The sequence below is a fragment of the Hymenobacter ruber genome (assembly GCF_054783255.1).
Genome location: NZ_BAAGQX010000004.1, coordinates 2,135,383 through 2,156,734 on the forward strand (window position 1 = coordinate 2,135,383; position 21,352 = coordinate 2,156,734).

The window sequence follows — 21,352 nt, forward strand, 5'->3', positions numbered from 1 at the left end:
TTTGCAGTTCGTGCGGCGGCCATTCAACGCCACAACCACCCCCGTTTCAGCTTCGCTAAAACATCCCCTCCTTGGTAAGGAGGGGAGTTTTTTTTCGTTCTTTGTCCTTCCCAACCTCACCACCCACCCCATTTAATGCCCACCCATACCATTTCGCCCGCGCAGCCCCTCACCCTGGCCACGCTGGCTGCCCTGCTGGCCGACAGCCGCCCTGTCGAGCTCGGCACCGATGCCAAAGCCCGGATTGCCGCCTGCCACACCTATCTGCACGAGCGCCTGGCCCATGACGACCAACCGATTTACGGCATCAACACCGGCTTCGGCTCCTTGTATAACGTGGGCATTGCCCCGCAGGAACGCACCCAGCTCCAGGTTAATCTGATGATGTCGCATGCCTGCGGCACCGGGGCCGAAGTGCCGCAAGACCTCGTGCGCCTCATGCTTTTCCTCAAGGCCCAGAGCCTGAGCTACGGCCACAGCGGCGTGCAAGTGGCCACCGCCGAGCGCCTCGTAGCCATGTACAACCGCGAAATGCTGCCCGTGGTGTACGAGCAGGGCAGCCTCGGGGCCTCCGGCGATTTGGCCCCGCTAGCCCACCTCTGCCTGCCCCTGCTGGGCCTGGGCGAAGTGAACTACCAAGGCTACCGCCTCAGCGCCGAAGACGCCATGAGCCTCTTCAGCTGGGAGCCCCTAACCCTGCAGGCCAAGGAAGGCCTGGCCCTGCTCAACGGCACTCAGTTCATGCTGGCCTACGCCGTGGACGGCGTGCTACGTGCCCAGCGCCTGGCCGCCGCCGCCGATGTCATCGGCGCACTTTCGACGGAAGCCTTCGGGGGCTGCACGCATCCATTCAATGAAAATCTGCACCGCATTCGGCCCCACGCCGGGCAGGTGCTGGTAGCGAAGCGCCTGCGCGAGCTGCTGGCTGGCTCCGAGCTGCAAACCCAGCCGCGCCTGGCCGTGCAGGACCCCTACTCCTTCCGCTGCCAGCCGCAGGTGCACGGGGCCTCCCGCGATGCCCTGGCCTACGTGGCCCAGGTGGTCGAAACCGAGTGCAACTCCGTCACCGACAACCCCAACATCTTCCCCGACGAAGACCTGATTCTGAGCGGCGGCAACTTCCACGGCCAGCCCCTGGCCCTGGCCCTCGACCACCTCGCCATTGCCATGGCCGAGCTGGGCAGCATCTCGGAGCGCCGCACCTACCAGCTTATTTCGGGCCAGCGCGGCCTGCCCACCTACCTCGTGGCCGAGCCCGGCTTGAACTCCGGCTTGATGATTCCGCAGTACACCGCCGCCGGCATCGTGAGCCAGAACAAGCAGCTCTGCACGCCCGCTTCTGTGGATAGCATCGTGAGCAGCAACGGACAGGAAGACCACGTGAGCATGGGCGCCAACGCCGCTACCAAGGCCCGCCGCGTCATCGAAAACGTGGAGCAGGTGCTCGGCATCGAATTGCTCACGGCGGTGCAGGCGCTGGCCTTCCGCCGCCCCGGCCGCACCTCCGAGGCGCTGGAGCGCGTGGTGGAAGCCTTCGGGCAGGAAGTAAAATTCGTGGTACGCGACCGGGTGCTGTACCCGGATTTGCACAAAGCCGCCGCCTTCGTCCGTAAGTTTGACTGGCAATAAAGCTGCCTGGTTTTCTTTGGGAATACTATTTTGGCGATAAATCATTTCCAACAAATGGAAATGAATGCGCTGGCGTAGGCGCTATACTGCTTCATCCTGCGTTGCGAAGGATTCCTGTTGCAAGCGCACGAAGCTGATAAAATATGAAGCTGCTAAACCGCTATTTCTTATTGTTCCTGCTGTGGCTGCCGGGTCATCTGGCCTGGAGCCAACCTACTTGCGCAACCTCACCAAATGACCCAACCGCTTTTAGGGCCGTAGATGCAAACGGCACAACGGTTGAGTCATTTTGCGTAGGCCAGCCAGTCCATTTTATTCATGCCGACCCCAGTGCGGACCAGCGCCTGCTTAGTTACGGCGTACTACCAGGAGTAGAGACAACTTATCTCACTTCTACACCCCGTTGCTTTCCTCCAAATTATCTACCATACACTTACACGCCTCAAGCTGTGGGTATGGTAACCGTTTCAGAGTTAAATAATCTGGCTGCTGGTGAACGTTACTATACCCGCGTTTATCAAGTTCACGATACGCAGCCGCCTGCTTTCACGGTAGCCCCCTGCCCTACCAACCAAGCCTTGGTCACGATAACTGACACTGGTTACGATACCTATACTTACACTTTCCAGACGCCCGCCGGCACTACCGGGCCGGCTCCAATTAGCCGGGGACCTGGCGTCGTCTCCGTACCAACCGGCGCCACTTCTATTACCCTCACCGGCCATTACAATACCAACGGCTCGTGCGAGAGCCAGCCATCGGTGCAGCCGCTCACGCTGGCCGCCCCGGTAAAGCCCGTTCTCACCAGCCTCACTCTCAGCGCCCCGGCACCCAACGGCACGGCTACGCTGGCCGTGGGCAACCTGCCGGCCGGCTACCTCTACACCTTGCAGGTTAATCCGGGCACCGGCTTCCAGGATGTACGCGGCGTAACGGTGAGTCCGGGAAGCCCCAGCCTGAGCGTGCCCAGCGCGGTGGCCGGCCGCTACCGCATTATCCGCGCCGACTACTGCGGCGGCAGCCCGGACGAATCGGTCGCCATCGGCACGCTGAGCCTGACCGGCGCGTCGGCTAGCAACCGCAACCAACTGCTGCTGGATGACAAAGGGGGCCCCGGCACCACCTACACCGTCACGCGCAACGGCACGGCCATTACCTCCGTGGTGCCCATCAGCGGCGGGCTGGAGGATACCGACGTGCTCTGCGGCAACACCTACACCTACGTGGTAACGGCCACGCAGCCGGGCGGCGGGGTAGCAGTTTCCAATTCGGTTGTCATCACCACTGTATCAGCCCTGCCGCCGGCGCAGCCCCGCCTGGTGGCCAGCTTCAACCTCAATAATGTGGTGGTACTGACGCCCGTGCTGGCCACGTCAACTCTACCCGTGGGCGGTTCGCTGCGCTACAGCCGCACGGTCGGTAGCGGCGCACCGGCCGATTTAGGTCCCGCCGCTACCTCACTGCGGGCGCGCCGCGATTCCACCGACCTGGCCACTCTCAAAACCAGCCCGCCCTGCTACACGGTACGGCTCGTGGATGTCTGCGGCAATGTCTCGCCCGCTAGTTCTGCCACCTGCCCGGTCCTGCTCTCGGCCAGTGCTGCCGATGCCGACGGCAGCACCGCCACGCTTACCTGGACGACCTTTACCGGTCCTGACCCTACTATTCCGGCCACCTATAACCTCCAGCGCCTCGCCGCCGATGGCTCCGTGCTGAGCACCGTGGCCGTGACGGGCAATACCTACACCGACCTCACGCCGCCCACCGACCGCCAGGTGCTGCGCTACCGGCTGCAAATCAGCGGGGCGGGGCTGCCGGCGGGCACGTTCAGCTATTCTAACCTGGCCAGCGTTACGCGGCAGCTCACGCTCACCATTCCCACGGCCTTCACGCCCAATGGCGATGGCCTGAACGACGTGCTCGAAGTGAAAGGCAAGTACCTGAACAACTACACCTTTGTGGTGGTGGACCGCAATGGCCAGGAGGTTTTCCGCGGCACTCAGCGCAGCGAAACCTGGGACGGCACCATCAAGGGTCATGCCCCGGTGCTGGGCGCGTATGTGTGGCGCTTCCAGCAGAATAACGAGGACGGCAAGCCGTTTTCGGCCACGGGCGCGGTCACCATTCTAAAATAATTCTCGCCCCGCCGCCACCTTTGCGGGAAATTTTAGCCGAATACGACAGCGCAAAGCATCCTTTTGCGTCCTTTAGATGTTCACTGCTAACTGAAAACTGTTAACTGAAATACAACATGGCATTCGACATCACCGGCATGATGGGCAAAGTGAAAGAGCTGCAGGACAAGATGCAGCAGGCCCAGCAGGAAATCCAGCACCTCACCGCCACGGGCGAAGCCGGCGGCGGCATGGTGCGTGCCACGGCCAGCGGCCACCGCAAAATCCTCAAGCTTGAAATCGACGAAACCCTCCTTACTCCGCAGGACCGCGACATGCTGGCCGACCTGGTGGTAGCCGCCGTGAATAAGGCCCTCGACGAAGCCGCCGAGCTGGCCCGCCAGGAGCTCCAGCGCAAAACCAGCGGCCTGATGCCCAACGTGCCCGGCCTCGACTTGAGCGGTTTTGGGGCCTAACACTGCGGCCCCGGCCGGCGCCTGCGCCGACGTGGCCATCGTCATCCTGAATTGGAACGGTGCCAAATTCCTGCACCGTTTCCTTCCCGGCGTTGTCGCCCATGCTGACGGCGCCCGCGTCATCGTGGCCGACAACGCCTCGACCGACAACTCGGTGGAGCTACTGGCTCGCGAATTTCCCACCGTGGAGTTGCTGCTGCTGGAACGCAACTGGGGCTTTTGCGAAGGTTACAACCAGGCGTTGGCGCAAGTCGATAGTCCGTTTTTCGTGCTGCTTAATTCCGATGTGGAGGTTACGCTCGGCTGGCTGCGCCCCTTACGCGGCCTGCTCGAAGCTAACCCGCGCATCGCCGCCGTGCAGCCCAAAATCCTGTCTCAAATCGACCCTACGTCATTTGAATACGCCGGAGCCGGCGGCGGCTACCTCGACCGCCTGGCCTATCCCTTCTGCCGCGGCCGCCTCTTCGATACCCTCGAACAAGACCTGGGCCAGTACGACGACCCGCGCCCTGTGGCCTGGGCCACCGGTGCCTGCCTCATGGTACGGCGCTCGGCCTGGCAAGCCCTCGGCGGCTTAGAACCGGCGTTTTTCGCGCACATGGAGGAAATTGACTTCTGCTGGCGGCTCCAGAATGCCGGCCACGAAGTCTGGTACCACGGCGGCAGCGCCGTGCAGCACGTCGGCGGCGGCACCCTGCACAAATCCAACCCCCGCAAAACCTACCTGAACTTCCGCAACGGCCTGGCCCTGCTCTACAAAAACGCCGCCCCTGGCGAGCTGTATGGCCCCATGTTCCAGCGCCTCGTGCTGGATGGCGTGGCCGGTCTGCGGTTTTTATTGAGTGGAGAGGTGGGTAATTTCTGGGCCGTACTGCGGGCGCACTTCAGCTTCTACGGCAGCTTTGGCTACTGGCGGAAGAAGCGGCAAGCAGCCCGGCCGCACTTGCGGGTACAGGACCGCGCCGGGGTTTATAATGGCAGTCTGGTCTGGGCTTATTTCGGAAAAGGCAAGCGCAAATTCAGTGAGTTAGGCCTGAAATAAAGCCTTCTGTCATTGCGAGTGGAGCGCCGCGCAACGCGGCAATCCGTCCTCTCATAAGTGACTAGCTCAATAATGTGACAAGCCGTTCTTGCAAACGAAAAGCCCCGGCTCCAATCTGGAACCGGGGCTTTTCACATTTCAAAAGCTGGTCGCATTTACAGGCCGGACTGCCGCGTTGTGCGGCACTCCACTCGCAATGACAGCCGACTCGGTTACAAATCCCAAACCGTGCTGCGCTGCTCACGCATGGCACGTCGCACATTCATCCAAAACGCCCCGGCGAAATACAGCACGATGGGCGAGCCAAACGTGAAAAAGGAGGCATACACAAACGACAGCCGGACGCTGCGGGTGCTGAAGCCCCACTTCTGCGCCAGGGCCGAGCACAGGCCGAAAGACTGCGTTTCGAGGTAGTCGGTGAAGCGTTTCATGGGAAATAGCGGCTAGCGAAAATCAGTTTCTCTGGGCTAAGATAAGGCATTTACCAGGCAAGGGCAACGGCCCCGGTGTAATTTCGCCCAGCAGAAGCCGACTAATTTCAGGTCATTTACGTTAGAAAGGGCGGTTTTTGTTTTCCCACCTCAGGTGTTTTAATGCGTAATTATTTGCGGCCAGTGGCCCATGGGCTGCTGGCAGCCACCGTATTTTTCTCGGCCTGCACCCTGCCCCGGGTGCTGAAGCAGGCCGAAGCCGGACGCACCGTGGTGGCCCGCCCCGCCGTGCTCACGGCCTCGGGCGATGCCGTGCCTTTCTCAGTAGAAGCCCGCGTGCCCGCCAACCACCTGCACAAAGGCGTGGCCTACGAGTTGCTGCTGCGCTACCGCTATGAGCACGGCCTGCGCGAAGACACCCTCGGCCGCATCACCTTCACGTCGGGCAACTTCGTGTACGACGACGAACACAAGGGCCAGTTCCTCGCCACCCAAAAATTTACCCTGCCCAACACGCCCAGCCGCAACCCCGGCGAGCTGCTGGCCCACGCCCAGGTGCGCGAGCTGAAAAAGAACGGCAAAATCCTCCGCGCCCCCGCCGACGTGCGCGTGGCCCGCGGCATTGCCGACCCCGCCCGCCTCGTGGTGCGCGAAGACACCGCCCTGGCCCTGCTGCCCGAGCGCGCCAGCAACAATATGAGCGGCACCCGCGTCCTGCCCTTCTTCTTCGACGAGGACAAGTGGTTTATCCGCGGCTACCTGGGCACGAATGTGGCCGCGCTCGAAGACCTGATTGACGCCAACCAGCACACCCGGCAGGTGCTCATCATCGCGGGCCACTCGCCCGACTCCACCGACGCCCACAACCGCCTGCTGGCCAGCAAGCGCGTTCGGATGCTGCTCTACTACTACAAGCAGCGGGTGAAAAACTTCTCGTATCTCAATAAGAACGAGGAAATTCACTACGACACGTTGGCTTACGTGCGCAAGTGGGACACCTTCCTGCAAAAAGTCACGACCTCGGCCCTGAAAGCCGACCAGATTGACTCCGTCGTCACCCTTATCAACGACACCAAAGGCAGCTTCGAGCAAAAGGAAAAGGCTCTGCACCGGCTTTCTTCCTTCGATTACATCGAGCAGTATATCTATCCGGTGCTGCGTTTCGGCACCGTAGCCGTCACCTACACCGCCCCCAAGCGTTACGATTCGGAAGTGTATCTGCTCTCGAAAAAGATTGTCGAGAAGCAAATCGAAACCGACGCCCTCACGCCCGAGGAGCTGCGCTATTCAGCCACGCTTACGCCGCTACTGGCTGAAAAACAGCGCATCTATGAGGTAGCCGCCGCCAATACCAACAGCTGGGAAGCCTTCCACAATCTGGGCGTGGTGCTGCTGATGCGCGCCGAAAAAGAGCCCACCGACAAAATCCAGAAGGCCTATTACCGCCGCGCAGCCGTCAATTTCACGCTGGCCGCCCACCGCAACCCCACGGCCGAGTTCTTCTACCACGCCGCCACCGCCTACCACCGCGCCGGCGACCGCCTCGAAGCCCTCCAGAACTACGACTACGCCATCAAGCTGGGTGGCCCGCGCCCGCTGCTGCGCAAAATATTCTCCGACCGCGCCGCCCTGGAAATCGAAGTCGGCCAGCCCGACGAGGCTCTGCGCAGCCTGCAATACGCTGGCCCTAGCTACCAGAACGCTCTCAACCGCGCCCTCATCGAAGTGGGCCGCGAGCACTACGAGCTGGCCCAGGAGCAGTATAAACTGGCCCAAACCCTGCGCCCCACGGCCGCCGCGCCCATCTACGGCCTGGCCGTGGTGGCTGCCCGCCAGAAAGACGAAGCCGCCGTGGGCACCCTCCTCAAGCAAGCTGTGGCTCTCGACCGCAGCTATGCCCAGCGTGCCGTGGAAGACCTGGAGTTTCAGGATTACGCGCAGGGTAAGGTATTTCGCGATGCCCTCAAGTAAGCGCCAATTAGCTTTGGCCCAACGCCCGTGCCTGTCGTAGCTTTGCCTATCGGCTGAAAACCGACTTTACCCTAAAGAAAACCATGCGTCAAATTCAATTCCGTGAGGCCTTGCGCGAGGCCCTGTCCGAGGAAATGCGCCGCGACCCGCGGGTGTTCCTCATGGGCGAAGAAGTGGCCGAGTACAACGGCGCCTACAAAGTAAGCCAGGGCATGCTCGACGAGTTTGGCCCCGAGCGCGTGATTGACACCCCGATTGCTGAGCTGGGCTTTGCCGGCATCGGCGTGGGCGCGGCGGCCAACGGGCTGATTCCCGTTATCGAGTTCATGACCTTCAACTTCTCGTTGGTGGCTATCGACCAAGTGATTAACTCGGCCGCCAAGCTCTACTCGATGTCGGGCGGCCAGTACTCCTGCCCTATCGTGTTCCGCGGCCCGACGGGCAACGCCGGCATGCTCAGCAGCCAGCACTCGCAGAACTTCGAGAACTGGTACGCCAACACGCCCGGGCTGAAAGTAGTGATTCCCTCGAACCCCTACGATGCCAAAGGCCTGCTGAAATCGGCCATCCGCGACCCCGACCCGGTAATTTTCATGGAGTCGGAGTTGATGTATGGCGACAAGGGCGAAGTACCCGAAGAAGAGTACCTGCTCGAAATCGGCAAAGCCAACATCGTGCGCCAAGGCAAGCACGTTACGCTGGTGAGCTTCGGCAAAATGATGAAAGTGGCATACGCCGCCGCCGATGAACTCCTCAAGGAAGGCATTGAAGCCGAAGTAATCGACCTGCGCTCGGTGCGCCCGATTGACTACGACACGCTCATCAATTCGGTGAAGAAAACCAACCGCATGGTGGTTATCGAAGAAGCTTGGCCGCTGGCCAGCATCTCGGGTGAGCTGGCCTACATCGTGCAGCGCCGCGCCTTCGATTACCTCGACGCACCCGTCATCCGCATCACCTGCGCCGACGTGCCCCTGCCCTACGCTCCCACCCTCATCGAAGCCTCGTTGCCCAACGTGGCCCGCGTGGTGAAAGCCGTGAAGGAAGTGACTTACGCCAAGGTGTAAGGTTGAATTCTGACAACAGAAAAGCCCCGTTAGCGAAAGCTGACGGGGCTTTTTTCATGCTACTTGCCGCACTATTCCTGCGGAGCCTCGCTCGGTGGGCGCAGTTGCCCGGCCGTAGCCTCGGATAAGTGCCAGCAGCCCCACAGCCAACCGGCTGCAACTGCCACGGCCGCTACCCGGCGCACGGGCGGGCTAAGCGTCTGCCACCACGTCCCCAGCTGCCACGTTCCTGCTACAATTGCGAGCACCAGCAGGTGCAGTGGCAGCAGAAAGCGGCACTCCATGAGCGTGGGCAGCACCAGCAGGCACGGCAGCAACAGCGCCAGGAGTGTGCCTGTGGCAACAGGTTCCCACGTCGCGCGGCGGTTGTTGCGCCATGCAGACCAAGCCAGCCACGCGCCCAAGCCCAGCAGCGCATAATTCAGCAGCCGTAGTGCCGCCTGGGCGGGCGGGTGCAACTGCCGGGGATAGGGCGTCGGGAAACGGATATCCAAGCCGTTGAACAGGTGGCGCAGGTAGCGCCCGCTGGTGGCAATTGGATGGTGCAGCGCAAACTGCACGTACAGGCCGTAGCTTCCGAACCGCTGGCCGGGCTCACCTAGCAGGGCAAGCTGCCCGGCGGAATCGGCGTAGACCAATGAGCGGGGGCTTTCCGGCACCAGACTGGATTCGTAGCGTTGAAACGCCGTGCCCCAGGTCAGCTGCTTTAAGTAGAGTGGCGCGGTGCCGGGCAGGCGAGCCAGCACCAGCGGAGTTGGCTGCTGGAAATGGCGCAGGTTGATGAGCAGTTGCGGCAGCCACATCAGCGCCAGCCCGGCCGCGAGCGCCGCGCCACGCCGCCACATCATCGAGATGGAGGCCCGCGGAGAATTTCGCAGCAACAACCACAGCAAGCCGGGCGCGCTGGCCAGGTAAATGGGCCGGATATTGATGGCCGCCGCCAGTAGCAAGCCTGCCAACACCGCCCACCCCCAGCTGCGCCGCGCCAGAGCCGCCAGGCCCAGCAGCAGCAAAGCCAGCGCCGGCATATCGCTGAGGGTAAAATTGAAGTAGTCGCGCCAGAAGAGAAACGAAAGGCCGAGCAGTACCAGCCACCGGCCGCCGCTCAGGGCCCGGCCCGTGGCCTGCACCCATAGTTGCGGTATGGCAATTCCGAACAACACCGCCGCCCAGCCCGCTCCCAGCACCCGCGCTCCGGTGAGCATCGACCAGCCCGTGAAGTGGCACAGCAGCCGCGCCGGCAGCACCAGCAGCGGCCCCAGGTAGCCCCGCAGCGGTGCATCGAAAGCCAGCAGGGAAAAATGGCCGTTTGGGGTGAATTTCAACGACAGCTCCCAGTATTCAGCCGCGTCGAAGCGGAACTGGTTAACCGTGTATCCGCTCAGTGGCAGGTAGATGGCGTAGAGGACTAGTACGGCCAGCACCCGCCAGCGGGCAGGCCACGGAGCCGAGAGAAACGATGAATTGATAAGCATGGATGGCGCAAAACTAGGTAGCGGCCGCAGCTTATGCGCCGAGCCAATCTCCGAGGCCGCGTACGCCCCCAAAATCCGGCCGCGAAACCAATCAAATTGTCGCCGTACCTTTTACGCCTGCACTGCCGTAAGGCTCTTTTTCATCCTCCCCACCCGCATGAATCATCGCCTTCACCTCAAATTCGAACAGCTCGAACGGGCCACTGAGCACCTGTTAGCTTCAGCCGAAGCCTTGGGGCCGGACCAGAACACCGCGCCCGCACCGGGCAAATGGTCGGCTGTGCAGGTGGTACATCACCTGTTCTATATTGAGGAAAACATCCTGAAATACATTCAGAAGAAGCTGCAGGCCGAGGAAGTTTTGCCCAAAGTCAGCTTCTTTACCCGGTTGCGGGTGCAACTGGTGCGCCTGCTGCTACGCCTGCCTGGCCTCAAGTTCAAAGCGCCGCGTGGGGTGGCCACGCTCACCGATACGGGCGAGGTGCCCTCCCTGCCCGAAATGCGTAAGTCCTGGGAGGCGTCGCGCCGCCAGTTGGAGCGCCTGCTCAACGAATTTCCGAGCCGACAGCAGAACCGGGCCATCTTTCCGCATCCGCGCTCTGGGCGCATCACCATCTATCAGGTAATGGAACACCTGGTAGACCACCTGCTCCACCACCAGCAGCAGCTGAACCGTATTACCAAGGCGCTACGGCCCGCCAGCAAAGTACGGGCCGATGCCCAGGCTTAAGACCAGCAGCAAAAAAGCGCCCCCCAAATTGTGAATTCGGGGGGCGCTTTTTTGCTGCTGGCTACTTCACCGGCGCTTCGTAGAGCGGCAGCTCGCGGAACGCCGTGCTGAGCTCGGCGGGCGGCGTGGTGAGCTTGCGCTTGTCGAGGTCGAGCCAAGCCCCGTCCACGGCCACGGTGGCGGCCACGCGGCCATCGGCTTTATAGATGGTGTGGGTAATGCTCCAGCGGGTGCCGTCGTCGTTCACGCTGCGCAGGCGGCTATCCACCCGTATTTCTTCGCCGATGTGGATTTCCTTGAGGAAGGTGGTTTCCTCGCGGAACAGGATGGGGCCGAGGCGCAGGCGCGCAAATTCCTTGATGTCGTAGCCCCATTCGGCCAATAAAACGAGGCGCTGGTCGGCGGCGTAGTCGGCGTAGGCGGAGTGGCGCATGTGGCCGTTCGGGTCCATGTCGGCCCAGCGGGTGCGGTAGGTGATGGCGTTGGTCAAGATTTCAATATTGGTTTTACTAATTCAACTCTGATTTTCAGCCGCTGGTTGGCAGACCTTTTTTTGCCAATTCATGACAGTCAGCAAACTGGTATTTACCCTTTTACTCCTTGTGGCATGAGGCGCACCAGATACTGGTCGTTCTCATCCTCGCTGAGGAATTCGGCGGTGTAGCCAGCGGTTTCGGCCGCGTCGTTGAGCAGAGCAGCGTCCACAAACAGCCAGGGGAACGGTTCTCCGGTGCGGCCGTCGTAACTGAGCGTGTACTCGACTTCGCCGTAGTACGGGCCATTGAGGTTGATGAGCAGCGCGCCATCCTCGTCTTCGTAGAGGTAGCGCACGTCGGAGGACGTGGCCAGAATCTGGCCGTCGGGGGCCAGCAGGGTGCGGGCGTGGGCCAGGAATTTGTCGAGGCCGTCGAGGGTACCGGTCAAGCCGAGGCCGTTCATGAGCAGCAGAACGGTGTCGTAGGGCAGCTCGGTGGGCGGCAGCGGGGCGAATAAGTCGTGGCGGGCCACGGTGCGCACGCCGCGCTCGGTCATCACCTGCACCGAGCCGGCGGACACGTCTACCGCCTTTACGTGCTGGAAACCCCGGTTTTGTAGCTCCAGGCTGTGGCAGCCGGCCCCGGCCCCGAGGTCGAGCACGCGGCCCCGGCTTTCGTCGAGGGCCAGACGCTCCAGCTCCGGCATTTGCAGCACGGTGCGGAAAAAGTAGGCGGCGGGCAGCGGCTCGTCATCGGCGGCGCTGCAATGCACGGTGACGGTAGCGCTGGCCTTGCCGTGGTGGTAGTCGAGCAGGGCCTGGCCCAGCACGTCGGGGGCGGTGGTTGTGGTCATAGGTAAATTAAAAACGCATTTGGGGGCAATCGGGCCGTACCACGACCGGGGCGCGAGGCAACGACGCTTCACAACCAGCTAATGGCCAAAATTACCCAAAACTTCGCGCCGGGGCCGGACGTTTGGCTAGTACTCCCCTGCCCAACTCCTTGTTATGCTTCCCTCCAAACTCCGTAAAGGCCAGTTGCCCACCAAAATCTGCGTCACCTGCGGCCGGCCCTTCGAGTACCGCAAAAAATGGCGCGCCAACTGGGAAGACGTAAAATACTGCGGCGAAAAGTGCCAGCGCAACAAACCCACTGCGGGAGCTACTGGCCCAGCATCAGCGTAGCGTCCCGGCGCGGCCGTATCTTTTGGGCCCGGGGCTGCGTTCAAAAGCTCCTCACCTTTTACCTATTCGCTGATTTTCCAGCCGCTTTTTTATGGCCTCCAACCTCGACTACCTCAACCCCAACCTAATTCCACTCGAAGAAAAGGTCAATGCCTATTTGGAAATGGAGAAGGAGTTGCGCCGCGCTGCCCACGACCCTAACAGCGGTGCGCAGCCAGCCCAGCATTCGCGCGCCGATTTGTCCCGCCTGGAGCAGGAAATCATTGCCCTGCTCCCCACCCGCGACGAGTGGGTGAAAGTGAACCTCGGCTACGGCCCCAGCCGCGTGGGCGCATGGCACGTGCCCGCGCTCGGCAGCCAGCCCGAGCGTTACGAGTTGCGCGTGGTGCATTAATTAAGTGGATGATGGATTAGAGCAATGGTGGGTTTGATGTTCAGAACACGCAGCGTGCGCCAACAGAACATCAAACCCACCATTCCAATAATCCCCCATTCAGCTAATCCAGTTAATGGCCCGAATCCCAGTCGTAGCCGAGTTCGGCCCAGTAATCTTTGGGGCGGCTATCGGCAAAGGCGATGGTGCCAATGCGCTTGAGGTGCTTGATGCCGTATTTGAGGGGCGTGACGAGGCGGAGCGGCGCGCCGTGAGCGGAGGTGAGCGGCTCCCCGTTCATTTCGTAGCACAGCAGCGTTTGCGGGTGCAGGGCGCTGGCTATGTCGAGGCCCACATAGTATTTCTCGTCGGGCGTGAGCATACCCACGTAGGGCGCCAGGTCAGCGGGCGGATTTAGCGGGTCGGCGGGGCGGCCGCTGCGGGTGGCCAGCGGGTAGCGGGCCAGAAAATCGGAGAGCCGCGTCCCGGCCCAGTGCACCACCACACTCCAGCCTTCAATGCATTTTAGTTCGGTGGTCATTTCCACTTTAGGCAGGGCTTTGATGTCGGCCAGGGTGAATTCCTGGGTTTTGCCGGTACCGTAACTCTGCACGCGCATCCGCCAGGTGGCGGGGTCTATTTCGCCGTCAAGGCCAACGTCGCCGTTTTCACGGGGCGTTCTGGCCCGGCTGCGGGCAAACTCGGGGGCCAGGCGCGTTTCCTTAAAATAGGCCTGGCTCAGACGGCTGTTGAAATCGAGCACCTTGCGCAACGGCCGCGGAATGCCCTCGTCGGCGGGCTGCAAAATCAGCCAGCGCCAGCCCCCAATACCGGCCAGGCCGGCCAACCCCAGCCCGATGAATGAGCGGCGCGAGCGGCGACGGGCCTCGGCCAGCACCGCCGCTTCGGATTGCAACGGAGCACCCGGTTGGTCGACCGGCGCGGGTGCGGAAGATTGGTCATTCATACCGAAAAGCAGCAATTATTTGGACGAAAGGGAAGCATCAGCCGCGGGCAGCGCCGTTGGGCCCGCCACTACCTGATGCGTGGCGGGGTCAACTTCCACCACCTCGAAGCCGGCCACCATGGCGCGAAAATTATTCCAGCCCGCCCGCACCACCTGCGCAATGTGCACGATGAAAAACAGCACGTAGCCAATAGTAAGCGCGAAGTGAATGATGCGCGCAAACTCATACCCGCCCAGCAACTGCGTGAGCCAGCCAAACTGAGTGGGCTTATAAATGGCCAGCCCCGTGAGCACCGACCCCAGCCCCATAACGATAACCGAGGTGTAGGCAATCTGCTGCGCGCCGTTGAACTTGCGCACCGGTAGCGGCTTTTTATACAGGCCGAGGTCGTGCAACGTCACCAGAATGGCCTCTTTAAAGGAGTGACGGGTGGGCAGCAGATAGCGCCACTCGCCCGAAAAAAGCGTGTAGCCCACGTACAGCAGGCCATTCAGGAAAAATACCCACATCAGCACGAAATGCCAGCTCATGCCCTGCGCCAGCTTGTGGTCGACATGGAAAGCCTCGTAGAACGACTGCGGAAAAAACTTGACCAGCGTAGTTTTGCCCCAGCCTAGGCGGTACACGTCATTGGCCCAATATATCCACATGCCGCTCCAAATCATGAGGGCAAGAACAGGGAAATTGACCCAGTGAAACCACCGAATGGCCAGCGGGTGCTTTTCGACAAGCTGCTTCATAAAAACACAAAAGGTGCAATAGAACGAACGCAAGGTACGTTGGGCCTCAACACCCGCTCCTTTCTCAGCCTGACGTGGGCAGCGCGGCTTCCTTACGCAATGGACCAAAAAAAAGAGGCGCCCCAAGGGGACGCCTCTTTCCATACCAAAACACCTTAAAAAACTATTCTTTCACGAGGAGGCTAACAAGAATTGCACCAAAAAATTCCCGAGCCCGCAAATTTTACAGAAACCTGCTTTTGCATCGACCGCTTGATGCCATAAAAAAAGGGCCGGACGTACTGTCCGAGCCCTTTTTTATGGCTGCGCAGCACTTAGCGCATCATGCCGCCGGGGCCGCCTTTCATGCCGCCCATCATCTTGGCCATTTGGGCCATGCCGCCCTTGGTCTGGCTCATTTTGTTCATGGTGCGCATCATTTTGCGCATATCTTCAAACTGCTTCATCAGCGCGTTTACCTGCTGAATATCAGTGCCGGAGCCTTTGGCCAGACGCTTTTTGCGCGAGCCGTTGATGAGGTCGGGGTTGGCCCGCTCCTGCTTGGTCATGCTCTTGATGATGGCCTCAACGGGCTTGAAGGCGTCGTCGTCGATTTCCACGTCCTTCATGGCCTTGCTCATGCCCGGAATCATGCCCATCAAATCCTTGATGTTGCCCATCTTCTTAATTTGCTCCAATTGCGAGAGGAAGTCGTCGAAGTTGAACTGGTTCTTCCGGATTTTGGCGTTGATGCGCTTGGCTTCGTCCTCATCGAACTGCTGCTGAGCACGTTCCACCAGCGAAATAACGTCGCCCATGCCCAGGATGCGCTGGGCCATACGGTCGGGGTAGAACAGGTCTAGCGCGTCCATCTTCTCACCCGTCGAGATGAACTTGATGGGCTTAGTCACCACGGCCCGGATGCTGAGGGCCGCGCCACCGCGCGAGTCGCCGTCGAGCTTGGTGAGCACCACGCCGTCGAAATTCAGGCGGTCGTTGAAGGTTTTGGCGGTGTTCACGGCGTCCTGGCCGGTCATCGAGTCCACCACAAACAGCGTTTCGCTGGGTTTGATGGCCGACTTCACGGCCTCAATCTCGCGCATCATCTGCTCGTCCACAGCCAGGCGGCCGGCGGTGTCGATGATGACTACTTTTTTGCCGTTTTTGCGGGCGTAGTCGATGGCGTTGCGTGAGATTTCGACGGGGTTCTTGTTCTCGACTTCCGAGTACACTTCCACGCCAATCTGCTCGCCAAGCACCTTTAGCTGGTCGATGGCGGCCGGGCGGTACACGTCGCAGGCCACCAGCAGGGTGTTGCGGCCCTGCTTTTTAACGTAGCTGGCCAGCTTGCCGGCGAAGGTGGTTTTGCCCGAGCCCTGCAGGCCTGAAAGCAGAATCACGGCCGGGTCGCCCTTGATGGTAATATCCTTTTTCTCGCCGCCCATGAGCTCGGTGAGCTCATCGTAAACGATTTTGACCATGAGCTGGCCCGGCGACACCGCCGTGAGCACGTCGCGGCCCATGGCAGAATCTTTGATTTTGTCGGTTACTTCTTTGGCAACCTTGTAGTTAACGTCGGCATCGACCAGCGCGCGGCGGATTTCCTTGATGGTGGCCGCGACGTTGATTTCGGAGATGCTGCCCTGGCCCTTGAGGGTTTTAATGGCCCGGTCGAGCTTGGTGGAGAGATTATCGAACATTGAATCGCTGATTTAGCGCTGATTGTAACGGATGAAGCTGATTTGGTGCGGGGCGGCCCCTCGAAATCAGGCTGCAACGGAACCCCAAAAGTAACCACAAAAGGCCGAAAACCGGCAGCGGGCGTACCTTCGCGGCCCGCTTTCTGTTTCCGGTTGCCGTGTCATCATCCCGCCCTCTGCGCCTGCTCGTTATCACCTACTATTGGCCGCCATCGGGCGGGGCCGGCGTGCAGCGCTGCCTCAAGTTTGTGAAGCACCTGGGCCATTTTAACGTGGAGCCCACCGTGATAACCGTGGCCGTGGACCAGGCCACCTACCCCGTGCTCGACGAAAGCCTGCTGACCGAAGTGCCGCCCAACGTGCGCGTCATCCGCACCAAAACGTCGGAGCCGTTTGAGAGCTACAAGAAGCTGACCGGCCGCGCCGTGCCCTACGGCGGCTTCGCCAACGAAGGCAAGCCGGGCCTGATGCAGAAGGCCCTGCGCTTCGTACGCGGCAACCTGTTCATTCCGGACCCGCGCCGGGGCTGGAACCGCCACGCGCTGGCCGCTGTGGAAAAATTATTGGCGGACGGCGAGCAGTTCGATGCCGTGCTCACGTCGTCGCCGCCTCATTCCACCCAGCTCATCGGCCTGGAGCTGAAGCGTCGCCACGGCCTGCGCTGGCTGGCCGATATGCGCGACCCCTGGACGGACATTTATTACTACAAGGACCTGCACCACACGCCATTGGCTTCCTGGCTCGATGCGCGCTACGAGCGCCAGGTGCTGACTGAGGCCGATGCCGTACTGGTGACTTCGCCCGAAACCAAGCGGCTGTTTTCGGCCAAGCTGCCGGAGGTGCCGGCCGCGAAGTTTCACGTATTGCCCAACGGCTACGACGAGTCGGATTTCCGCCAGCCCTCGCAGCCGCCCACTGACTGCCTGCGCATCACGCACACCGGCACCATCACCGAGCTTTACCACATCAACCGCCTGCTGGAAGCCGTGGCCGCTTGCGCCGCCGCCCACCCCGACGTGCCGCTGCGGCTGCGCTTTGTGGGCCAGGTTTCGGCCCAGCTGCGCCAGCAAATTGAGCGGGCCGGCCTCCTGCCAGTTACGGAGTACATTCCTTTTGTGCCGCACGATAAGTCGGTGGAATACCTGCTGGGCGCTTCTGCCCTACTCATGGCCATTCCGGACGTTCCACGCAATTTCGGTATCCTGCCGGGCAAAGTGTTTGAGTATCTGGCGGCCAGTAAGCCCATCCTCTGCGTAGGTCCGGCCGGCTCCGATGCCGATAACCTGCTCCGGGAATGCGGCGCGGGCCAGGCCCTGCCCTACGAAGACCTCGCCCTGATGCGCGAAACCCTGGAAGCGCTGGTGGCGCAGTGGCGCATCAATCCAAACCTTGATTTGCCGGCGGCAAGTCATTCGCGCTACTCGCGCCGGGCGCTGGCGGGCCTGTTGGCGGCACTTGTGCAGCCAGGCAGGAATTGAGCTGTCAGCCACTTACTTTGATTTCATTTTTATCACCTTTCGTTTTTTATGACCATACGTTTCTACCACATCAAACTTGCGGGAATAACGCTATTACCGGGTTTGCTGGTGCTGTCGGCGGCGGCCCAGCCCACTATAACAGCAGTTTCACCGGCGGCCAACCAGAAGGCGGCGGTGCGCACCTCGCCGGCCACTGTTCGATTCAGCCAGCCGCTTGTGGCGGGCTCTGAGACTGCCCTACGGGTTTTTAGCAGCCAGCGCGGTGGGTTGCGCACGAACTCCAGTGGCACCACCACTCTCAACAACGACCAGTTGACATTTGCCCCGACTTATGATTTCCGACCGGGCGAAACTGTGCGCGTAGGCGTGACCACCGCCGCTCGCAGCAGCGTTGGCGCGCTGGCAACGCCGCGCCTTTTCCAGTTTACGGCGGCGGCAACCGGCGGCTATGGCACCTTCAGCGGTGGCTCAGACCCAAGTGTGGGTGTTAGTCCTTATAATGTGACCGTGGCCGATGTGGACAACGACGGCGACCTGGACCTGCTATCGCCCACATTCAGCGGCTCTTCGGTTAGCGTCCGGCTCAACAATGGCAGTGGGAGCTTCGGCGGTGGGTCGAACCCCAGCGTAGGTAGCCAGCCGCGCAGCGTGACGACTGCTGATATTGACAGCGACGGTGACCTGGACCTGCTGACGGCCAACTACAACGCCAATTCCGTGAGTGTGCGCTTTAACAACGGGAGTGGCTCTTTTAGTGGTAGCACCGACTATACGGTAGGCAGCCAGCCCCAGAGTGTGACCACCGCAGACTTGGATGGAGACGGCGACCTCGATTTTCTGGTGGCCAACGGAGCCAGTGACAATGTGATGGTGCGAATGAATGACGGCGCGGGCAATTTCAGCGGCGGCTCTACCATCAGCGTTGGTGCGCTGCCTTTCAATATTCAAACCGGTGATGTGGATGGCGACGGCGACTTGGACCTGCTGACGGCTAACTGGGGCATAGCCAGCACTACGGTCAGCATCCGATTGAACACCGGCAACGGCACGTTCAGCGGCGGTTCGGACCCGATATTGGATAGCCGGCCGCGCTGGGTGGCGCTGGGTGACCTTGATGGGGATAACGACCTGGATTTGATGAGTGCCAACTTCGGCAGCAACAATGCCAGCGTGCGCTTCAACAACGGCAGTGGCAGCTTTGGGGGCGGGACCGAATATTCGACTGGTGCCGGCCCAACCAGCATCGCAGCCGCCGACCTCGACGGGGATGCCGACCTGGACATGGTCGTGGTTAACTTTAATTCGAATAATGTAACCGTGCGCCTGAACAACGGGACCGGCGTTTTTGGTAGCAGCAGCACCGTCTCGGTGGGCACTAACCCTAACGGCGTGGCAGCGGCCGACATTGACAACGACGGTGATTTGGACTTCCTGGCGGCCAACTTCGCCAGCGCTACAATTAGCGTCCGGCTCAATCAACTTTCTGCCCTGCCTGATTTGGTGGTGAGCACGCCCCAGAACGTGAACGGTACTTACGGCAACGTAACCATCACCGGCCCGGCTACGGGCGGCGCGGGCACGGCCACTCTCACCGGCGGCCTCACGGTGGTGGGCACCCTCACGGTGCAGGATGGCGGCACACTACTGACCAACTGCCAGCCGCTCACGGGTACGGGCAACTTTGTACTGGCCGCAGGCGGCACCCTGGGCATCTGCGATGCAGCGGGGATTGAGGCAACGGGCAACGTCGGCTCGGTGCAGTTGAGCGGCAGTCGCAGCTTTAGCAATGATGCCAGCTATATCTATAATGGTACCGTGGCGCAGGTGACGGGGGGGGCATTACCGAATCAGGTTCGCAACCTGACCACGACCAATGCCAATACTGTGACCTTGAATGCAGCTGAAACGGTGATGCAGGTGCTCACGGTGGGCTCATCGGGCAACCTCGTGCTCAACGGCAACGCCCTGACGCTGCCTTCTTCCGCGACGGGCACGGCACTGGTAGTTAACAGCAGCACGGGCATCGTGCAGGGCAATACGGCTCTGGTGCAGCGCTACCTCGACCGCAGCGTGAACAATGGCTTGGGCTACCGGCACTACAGTTCCCCCGTGGCAGCTACTACGGTGGCCGATTTGGCAACGTCTGGTTTCGCACCGGTGCTGAATCCTGCTTACAACACCTCGCCCACGCCGGGTTCGGTTAAGCCCTTCCCCACGGTGTATGGCTACGACCAGAACCGCCTGGCCACTACGACCAACTCCTCCAGCGCCTTTGATAAAGGCTGGTTTTCGCCGGCCGGTACTGCCGATGCGCTGACGCCGGGCCGCGGCTACACCGTGAACATCATGGCGTCGGAAACCGTTGATTTCAATGGAACCCTCAACACCGGTGACCTGACTTTGCCGCTGGCCCGCAACACGGGCGCAACCGCCGCCGATGCCGGCTGGGCCTTCGTAGGAAACCCCTACCCCGCGCCGCTCGACTGGAGCCTGGTAAGCGGTACCGACCGCCCCAACCTCGATGCGGCCATGTACGTGTTCGAGAGCAGCAGCCAATACCAGGGGAATTATCGCACCTATGCCAACGGCGTCGGCGGCAGCCCGCTTATTGGCAGTAGCCAGGGCTTTTTTGTGCGGGTGAGCGTGGGCCAGTCGGCGGGCAGTCTCACGTTTCGCAACGCCCAGCGCGTGACCAGCTACACCACGCAGGTGCCCGTGCGCCGGGGCACTGCCGATGCCCGCCCGCTGGTACAGCTTGCGCTACAAGGCACCACCGGCCCGGCCGATGCGCTGTTTGTGTACGCTGAAACCGGGGCTACCTCCGGGCTCGATTCCCAATACGATGCCGTGAAGCTGCTTAATTCCAGCGGGCTGAATCTGGCCGCGCTGGCCGTGGGCAGTCCGGCCCAGGCCATTGCGGGCCTACCTCAATTCACGCCGGCCACGGTTGTGCCGCTGAGCATTGGCGTGCCCGCCGCAGGTAGCTATACGCTGCGCGGCGAGCAGTTGCTCAACCTCCCCATTGGCTTGGATGCTTACCTGGTTGACACTCAAACCAACCAGCAAATCAACCTGCGCCAGCAAGCCAGCTACTCTTTCGCGGTGACTGCACAGCAAGCTGCGCAAGCGCAGGTTGGACGCTTTGCATTGCGGTTTGGCCCGGCAGCTGGGCCATTAGCTACCAGCGCGGCGCTGGCGGCGGCCGATGTGGTGCTTTACCCTAACCCGGCCCATGCTACTTTCTCGGTGCTGATTCCCCGAATGACCGCCAGCACCCCGGCAAAAGCCACTTTGTTCAATAGCCTGGGCCAGCAGGTTCGGGACAATATTCAGCTCTCGGCCGGCGGCGCGGCCACAACTGTTGATGTAGCTGACCTAGCCAAAGGCGTGTACACGCTACGTATTCAGTTGGGCACGGCCGCCATAACCAAGCGGTTAGTAGTAGAGTAAATCCCCAATGAAGTTCACAAAAAAGGCTTTCCAAGTATTTGGGAAGCCTTTTTTGTGTCTGACAATGTT

The 21,352-nt window shown here is 61.1% G+C and carries 18 protein-coding genes; 11 read left to right on the forward strand and 7 right to left on the reverse strand.

Annotation, left to right across the window (positions count from 1 at the left end; genetic code table 11):
• Window positions 1-135: 135 nt before the first annotated feature.
• The 4 genes from hutH to ACYVM5_RS19685 all read left to right on the forward strand — a co-directional run bounded on the left by hutH (window position 136) and on the right by ACYVM5_RS19685 (window position 5,261).
• A complete protein-coding gene (gene hutH, locus ACYVM5_RS19670) occupies window positions 136-1,629 on the forward strand; it encodes an HAL/PAL/TAL family ammonia-lyase (protein WP_460619790.1) in 1,494 nt (497 codons plus the stop codon).
• 578 nt (window positions 1,630-2,207) lie between these two features.
• Window positions 2,208-3,764 (forward strand): T9SS type B sorting domain-containing protein, encoded by a 1,557-nt coding sequence (locus ACYVM5_RS19675; RefSeq protein ID WP_460619791.1) that lies wholly within the window; start codon window positions 2,208-2,210, stop codon window positions 3,762-3,764.
• Between the two features lie 116 nt (window positions 3,765-3,880).
• Window positions 3,881-4,219 carry a YbaB/EbfC family nucleoid-associated protein gene (locus ACYVM5_RS19680; protein ID WP_460619792.1) on the forward strand — a complete coding sequence of 113 codons (339 nt, stop codon included), beginning with the start codon at window positions 3,881-3,883 and terminating at the stop codon, window positions 4,217-4,219.
• Entirely contained in the window at window positions 4,209-5,261 is a 1,053-nt protein-coding gene (locus ACYVM5_RS19685) for a glycosyltransferase family 2 protein (RefSeq protein WP_460619793.1), read from the forward strand. Before ACYVM5_RS19680 ends, ACYVM5_RS19685 begins: the two co-directional genes overlap by 11 nt.
• A gap of 212 nt (window positions 5,262-5,473) precedes the next feature.
• On the opposite strand, the gene ACYVM5_RS19690 is transcribed toward ACYVM5_RS19685, so the two are convergent.
• A complete protein-coding gene (locus ACYVM5_RS19690) occupies window positions 5,474-5,692 on the reverse strand; it encodes a PspC domain-containing protein (protein WP_198070428.1) in 219 nt (72 codons plus the stop codon).
• Window positions 5,693-5,854: 162 nt separating this feature from the next.
• Here ACYVM5_RS19690 and ACYVM5_RS19695 point away from each other — a divergent pair, with 162 nt between their 5' ends.
• Both ACYVM5_RS19695 and ACYVM5_RS19700 read left to right on the forward strand, forming a co-directional pair.
• The gene (locus ACYVM5_RS19695; RefSeq protein WP_460619794.1) at window positions 5,855-7,663 is read left to right on the forward strand and encodes a tetratricopeptide repeat protein; all 1,809 of its coding nucleotides are present in this window, start codon (window positions 5,855-5,857) and stop codon (window positions 7,661-7,663) included.
• 53 nt (window positions 7,664-7,716) lie between these two features.
• Entirely contained in the window at window positions 7,717-8,730 is a 1,014-nt protein-coding gene (locus ACYVM5_RS19700; RefSeq protein WP_460620206.1) for a pyruvate dehydrogenase complex E1 component subunit beta, read from the forward strand.
• Window positions 8,731-8,801: 71 nt separating this feature from the next.
• On the opposite strand, the gene ACYVM5_RS19705 is transcribed toward ACYVM5_RS19700, so the two are convergent.
• Window positions 8,802-10,205 (reverse strand): hypothetical protein, encoded by a 1,404-nt coding sequence (locus ACYVM5_RS19705; RefSeq protein ID WP_460619795.1) that lies wholly within the window; start codon window positions 10,203-10,205, stop codon window positions 8,802-8,804.
• A gap of 157 nt (window positions 10,206-10,362) precedes the next feature.
• Between ACYVM5_RS19705 and ACYVM5_RS19710 the strand changes: the two genes are divergently transcribed.
• Window positions 10,363-10,935: a DinB family protein gene (locus ACYVM5_RS19710; protein ID WP_460619796.1), complete on the forward strand. Its 573-nt coding sequence runs from the start codon at window positions 10,363-10,365 to the stop codon at window positions 10,933-10,935.
• A 61-nt stretch (window positions 10,936-10,996) separates the two neighbouring features.
• Here the strand turns inward: ACYVM5_RS19710 and ACYVM5_RS19715 are convergent, their stop codons facing one another.
• Window positions 10,997-11,425 carry an acyl-CoA thioesterase gene (locus tag ACYVM5_RS19715; RefSeq protein WP_233454631.1) on the reverse strand — a complete coding sequence of 143 codons (429 nt, stop codon included), beginning with the start codon at window positions 11,423-11,425 and terminating at the stop codon, window positions 10,997-10,999.
• A 95-nt stretch (window positions 11,426-11,520) separates the two neighbouring features.
• Window positions 11,521-12,264, reverse strand: a complete 744-nt coding sequence (locus ACYVM5_RS19720) for a class I SAM-dependent methyltransferase (protein WP_460619797.1) — start codon at window positions 12,262-12,264, stop codon at window positions 11,521-11,523.
• Between the two features lie 154 nt (window positions 12,265-12,418).
• On the opposite strand from ACYVM5_RS19720, the gene ACYVM5_RS19725 reads away from it, so the two are divergent.
• Both ACYVM5_RS19725 and ACYVM5_RS19730 read left to right on the forward strand, forming a co-directional pair.
• On the forward strand, window positions 12,419-12,595 hold the full coding sequence (locus ACYVM5_RS19725) for a DUF2256 domain-containing protein (RefSeq protein WP_460619798.1): 177 nt from the start codon (window positions 12,419-12,421) through the stop codon (window positions 12,593-12,595).
• 91 nt (window positions 12,596-12,686) lie between these two features.
• Window positions 12,687-12,989 carry a hypothetical protein gene (locus tag ACYVM5_RS19730; RefSeq protein ID WP_460619799.1) on the forward strand — a complete coding sequence of 101 codons (303 nt, stop codon included), beginning with the start codon at window positions 12,687-12,689 and terminating at the stop codon, window positions 12,987-12,989.
• Window positions 12,990-13,101: 112 nt separating this feature from the next.
• On the opposite strand, the gene ACYVM5_RS19735 is transcribed toward ACYVM5_RS19730, so the two are convergent.
• The 3 genes from ACYVM5_RS19735 to ffh form a co-directional block, all read right to left on the reverse strand.
• Window positions 13,102-13,935, reverse strand: coding sequence for a molybdopterin-dependent oxidoreductase (locus tag ACYVM5_RS19735; RefSeq protein WP_460619800.1), 834 nt, complete (start codon window positions 13,933-13,935; stop codon window positions 13,102-13,104).
• A 15-nt stretch (window positions 13,936-13,950) separates the two neighbouring features.
• Window positions 13,951-14,676 (reverse strand): cytochrome b/b6 domain-containing protein, encoded by a 726-nt coding sequence (locus ACYVM5_RS19740; RefSeq protein ID WP_460619801.1) that lies wholly within the window; start codon window positions 14,674-14,676, stop codon window positions 13,951-13,953.
• 314 nt (window positions 14,677-14,990) lie between these two features.
• A complete protein-coding gene (gene ffh, locus ACYVM5_RS19745) occupies window positions 14,991-16,355 on the reverse strand; it encodes a signal recognition particle protein (RefSeq protein WP_460619802.1) in 1,365 nt (454 codons plus the stop codon).
• A 158-nt stretch (window positions 16,356-16,513) separates the two neighbouring features.
• Between ffh and ACYVM5_RS19750 the strand changes: the two genes are divergently transcribed.
• Together ACYVM5_RS19750 and ACYVM5_RS19755 are read left to right on the forward strand one after the other, a co-directional pair.
• Window positions 16,514-17,833 carry a glycosyltransferase family 4 protein gene (locus ACYVM5_RS19750; protein ID WP_460619803.1) on the forward strand — a complete coding sequence of 440 codons (1,320 nt, stop codon included), beginning with the start codon at window positions 16,514-16,516 and terminating at the stop codon, window positions 17,831-17,833.
• Window positions 17,834-17,881: 48 nt separating this feature from the next.
• Window positions 17,882-21,283, forward strand: a complete 3,402-nt coding sequence (locus ACYVM5_RS19755) for an FG-GAP-like repeat-containing protein (RefSeq protein WP_460619804.1) — start codon at window positions 17,882-17,884, stop codon at window positions 21,281-21,283.
• Window positions 21,284-21,352 lie beyond the last annotated feature (69 nt).

Bases quoted from the DNA above. Each gene is read 5' to 3' on its own strand.
- hutH (WP_460619790.1), top strand. From the start codon at position 136: ATGCCCACCCATACCATTTCGCCCGCGCAGCCCCTCACCCTGGCCACG.
- ACYVM5_RS19680 (WP_460619792.1), top strand. From the start codon at position 3,881: ATGGCATTCGACATCACCGGCATGATGGGCAAAGTGAAAGAGCTGCAG.
- ACYVM5_RS19690 (WP_198070428.1), bottom strand. From the start codon at position 5,692: ATGAAACGCTTCACCGACTACCTCGAAACGCAGTCTTTCGGCCTGTGC.
- ACYVM5_RS19695 (WP_460619794.1), top strand. From the start codon at position 5,855: ATGCGTAATTATTTGCGGCCAGTGGCCCATGGGCTGCTGGCAGCCACC.
- ACYVM5_RS19705 (WP_460619795.1), bottom strand. From the start codon at position 10,205: ATGCTTATCAATTCATCGTTTCTCTCGGCTCCGTGGCCTGCCCGCTGG.
- ACYVM5_RS19710 (WP_460619796.1), top strand. From the start codon at position 10,363: ATGAATCATCGCCTTCACCTCAAATTCGAACAGCTCGAACGGGCCACT.
- ACYVM5_RS19720 (WP_460619797.1), bottom strand. From the start codon at position 12,264: ATGACCACAACCACCGCCCCCGACGTGCTGGGCCAGGCCCTGCTCGAC.
- ACYVM5_RS19725 (WP_460619798.1), top strand. From the start codon at position 12,419: ATGCTTCCCTCCAAACTCCGTAAAGGCCAGTTGCCCACCAAAATCTGC.
- ACYVM5_RS19730 (WP_460619799.1), top strand. From the start codon at position 12,687: ATGGCCTCCAACCTCGACTACCTCAACCCCAACCTAATTCCACTCGAA.
- ACYVM5_RS19735 (WP_460619800.1), bottom strand. From the start codon at position 13,935: ATGAATGACCAATCTTCCGCACCCGCGCCGGTCGACCAACCGGGTGCT.
- ACYVM5_RS19740 (WP_460619801.1), bottom strand. From the start codon at position 14,676: ATGAAGCAGCTTGTCGAAAAGCACCCGCTGGCCATTCGGTGGTTTCAC.
- ffh (WP_460619802.1), bottom strand. From the start codon at position 16,355: ATGTTCGATAATCTCTCCACCAAGCTCGACCGGGCCATTAAAACCCTC.
- ACYVM5_RS19755 (WP_460619804.1), top strand. From the start codon at position 17,882: ATGACCATACGTTTCTACCACATCAAACTTGCGGGAATAACGCTATTA.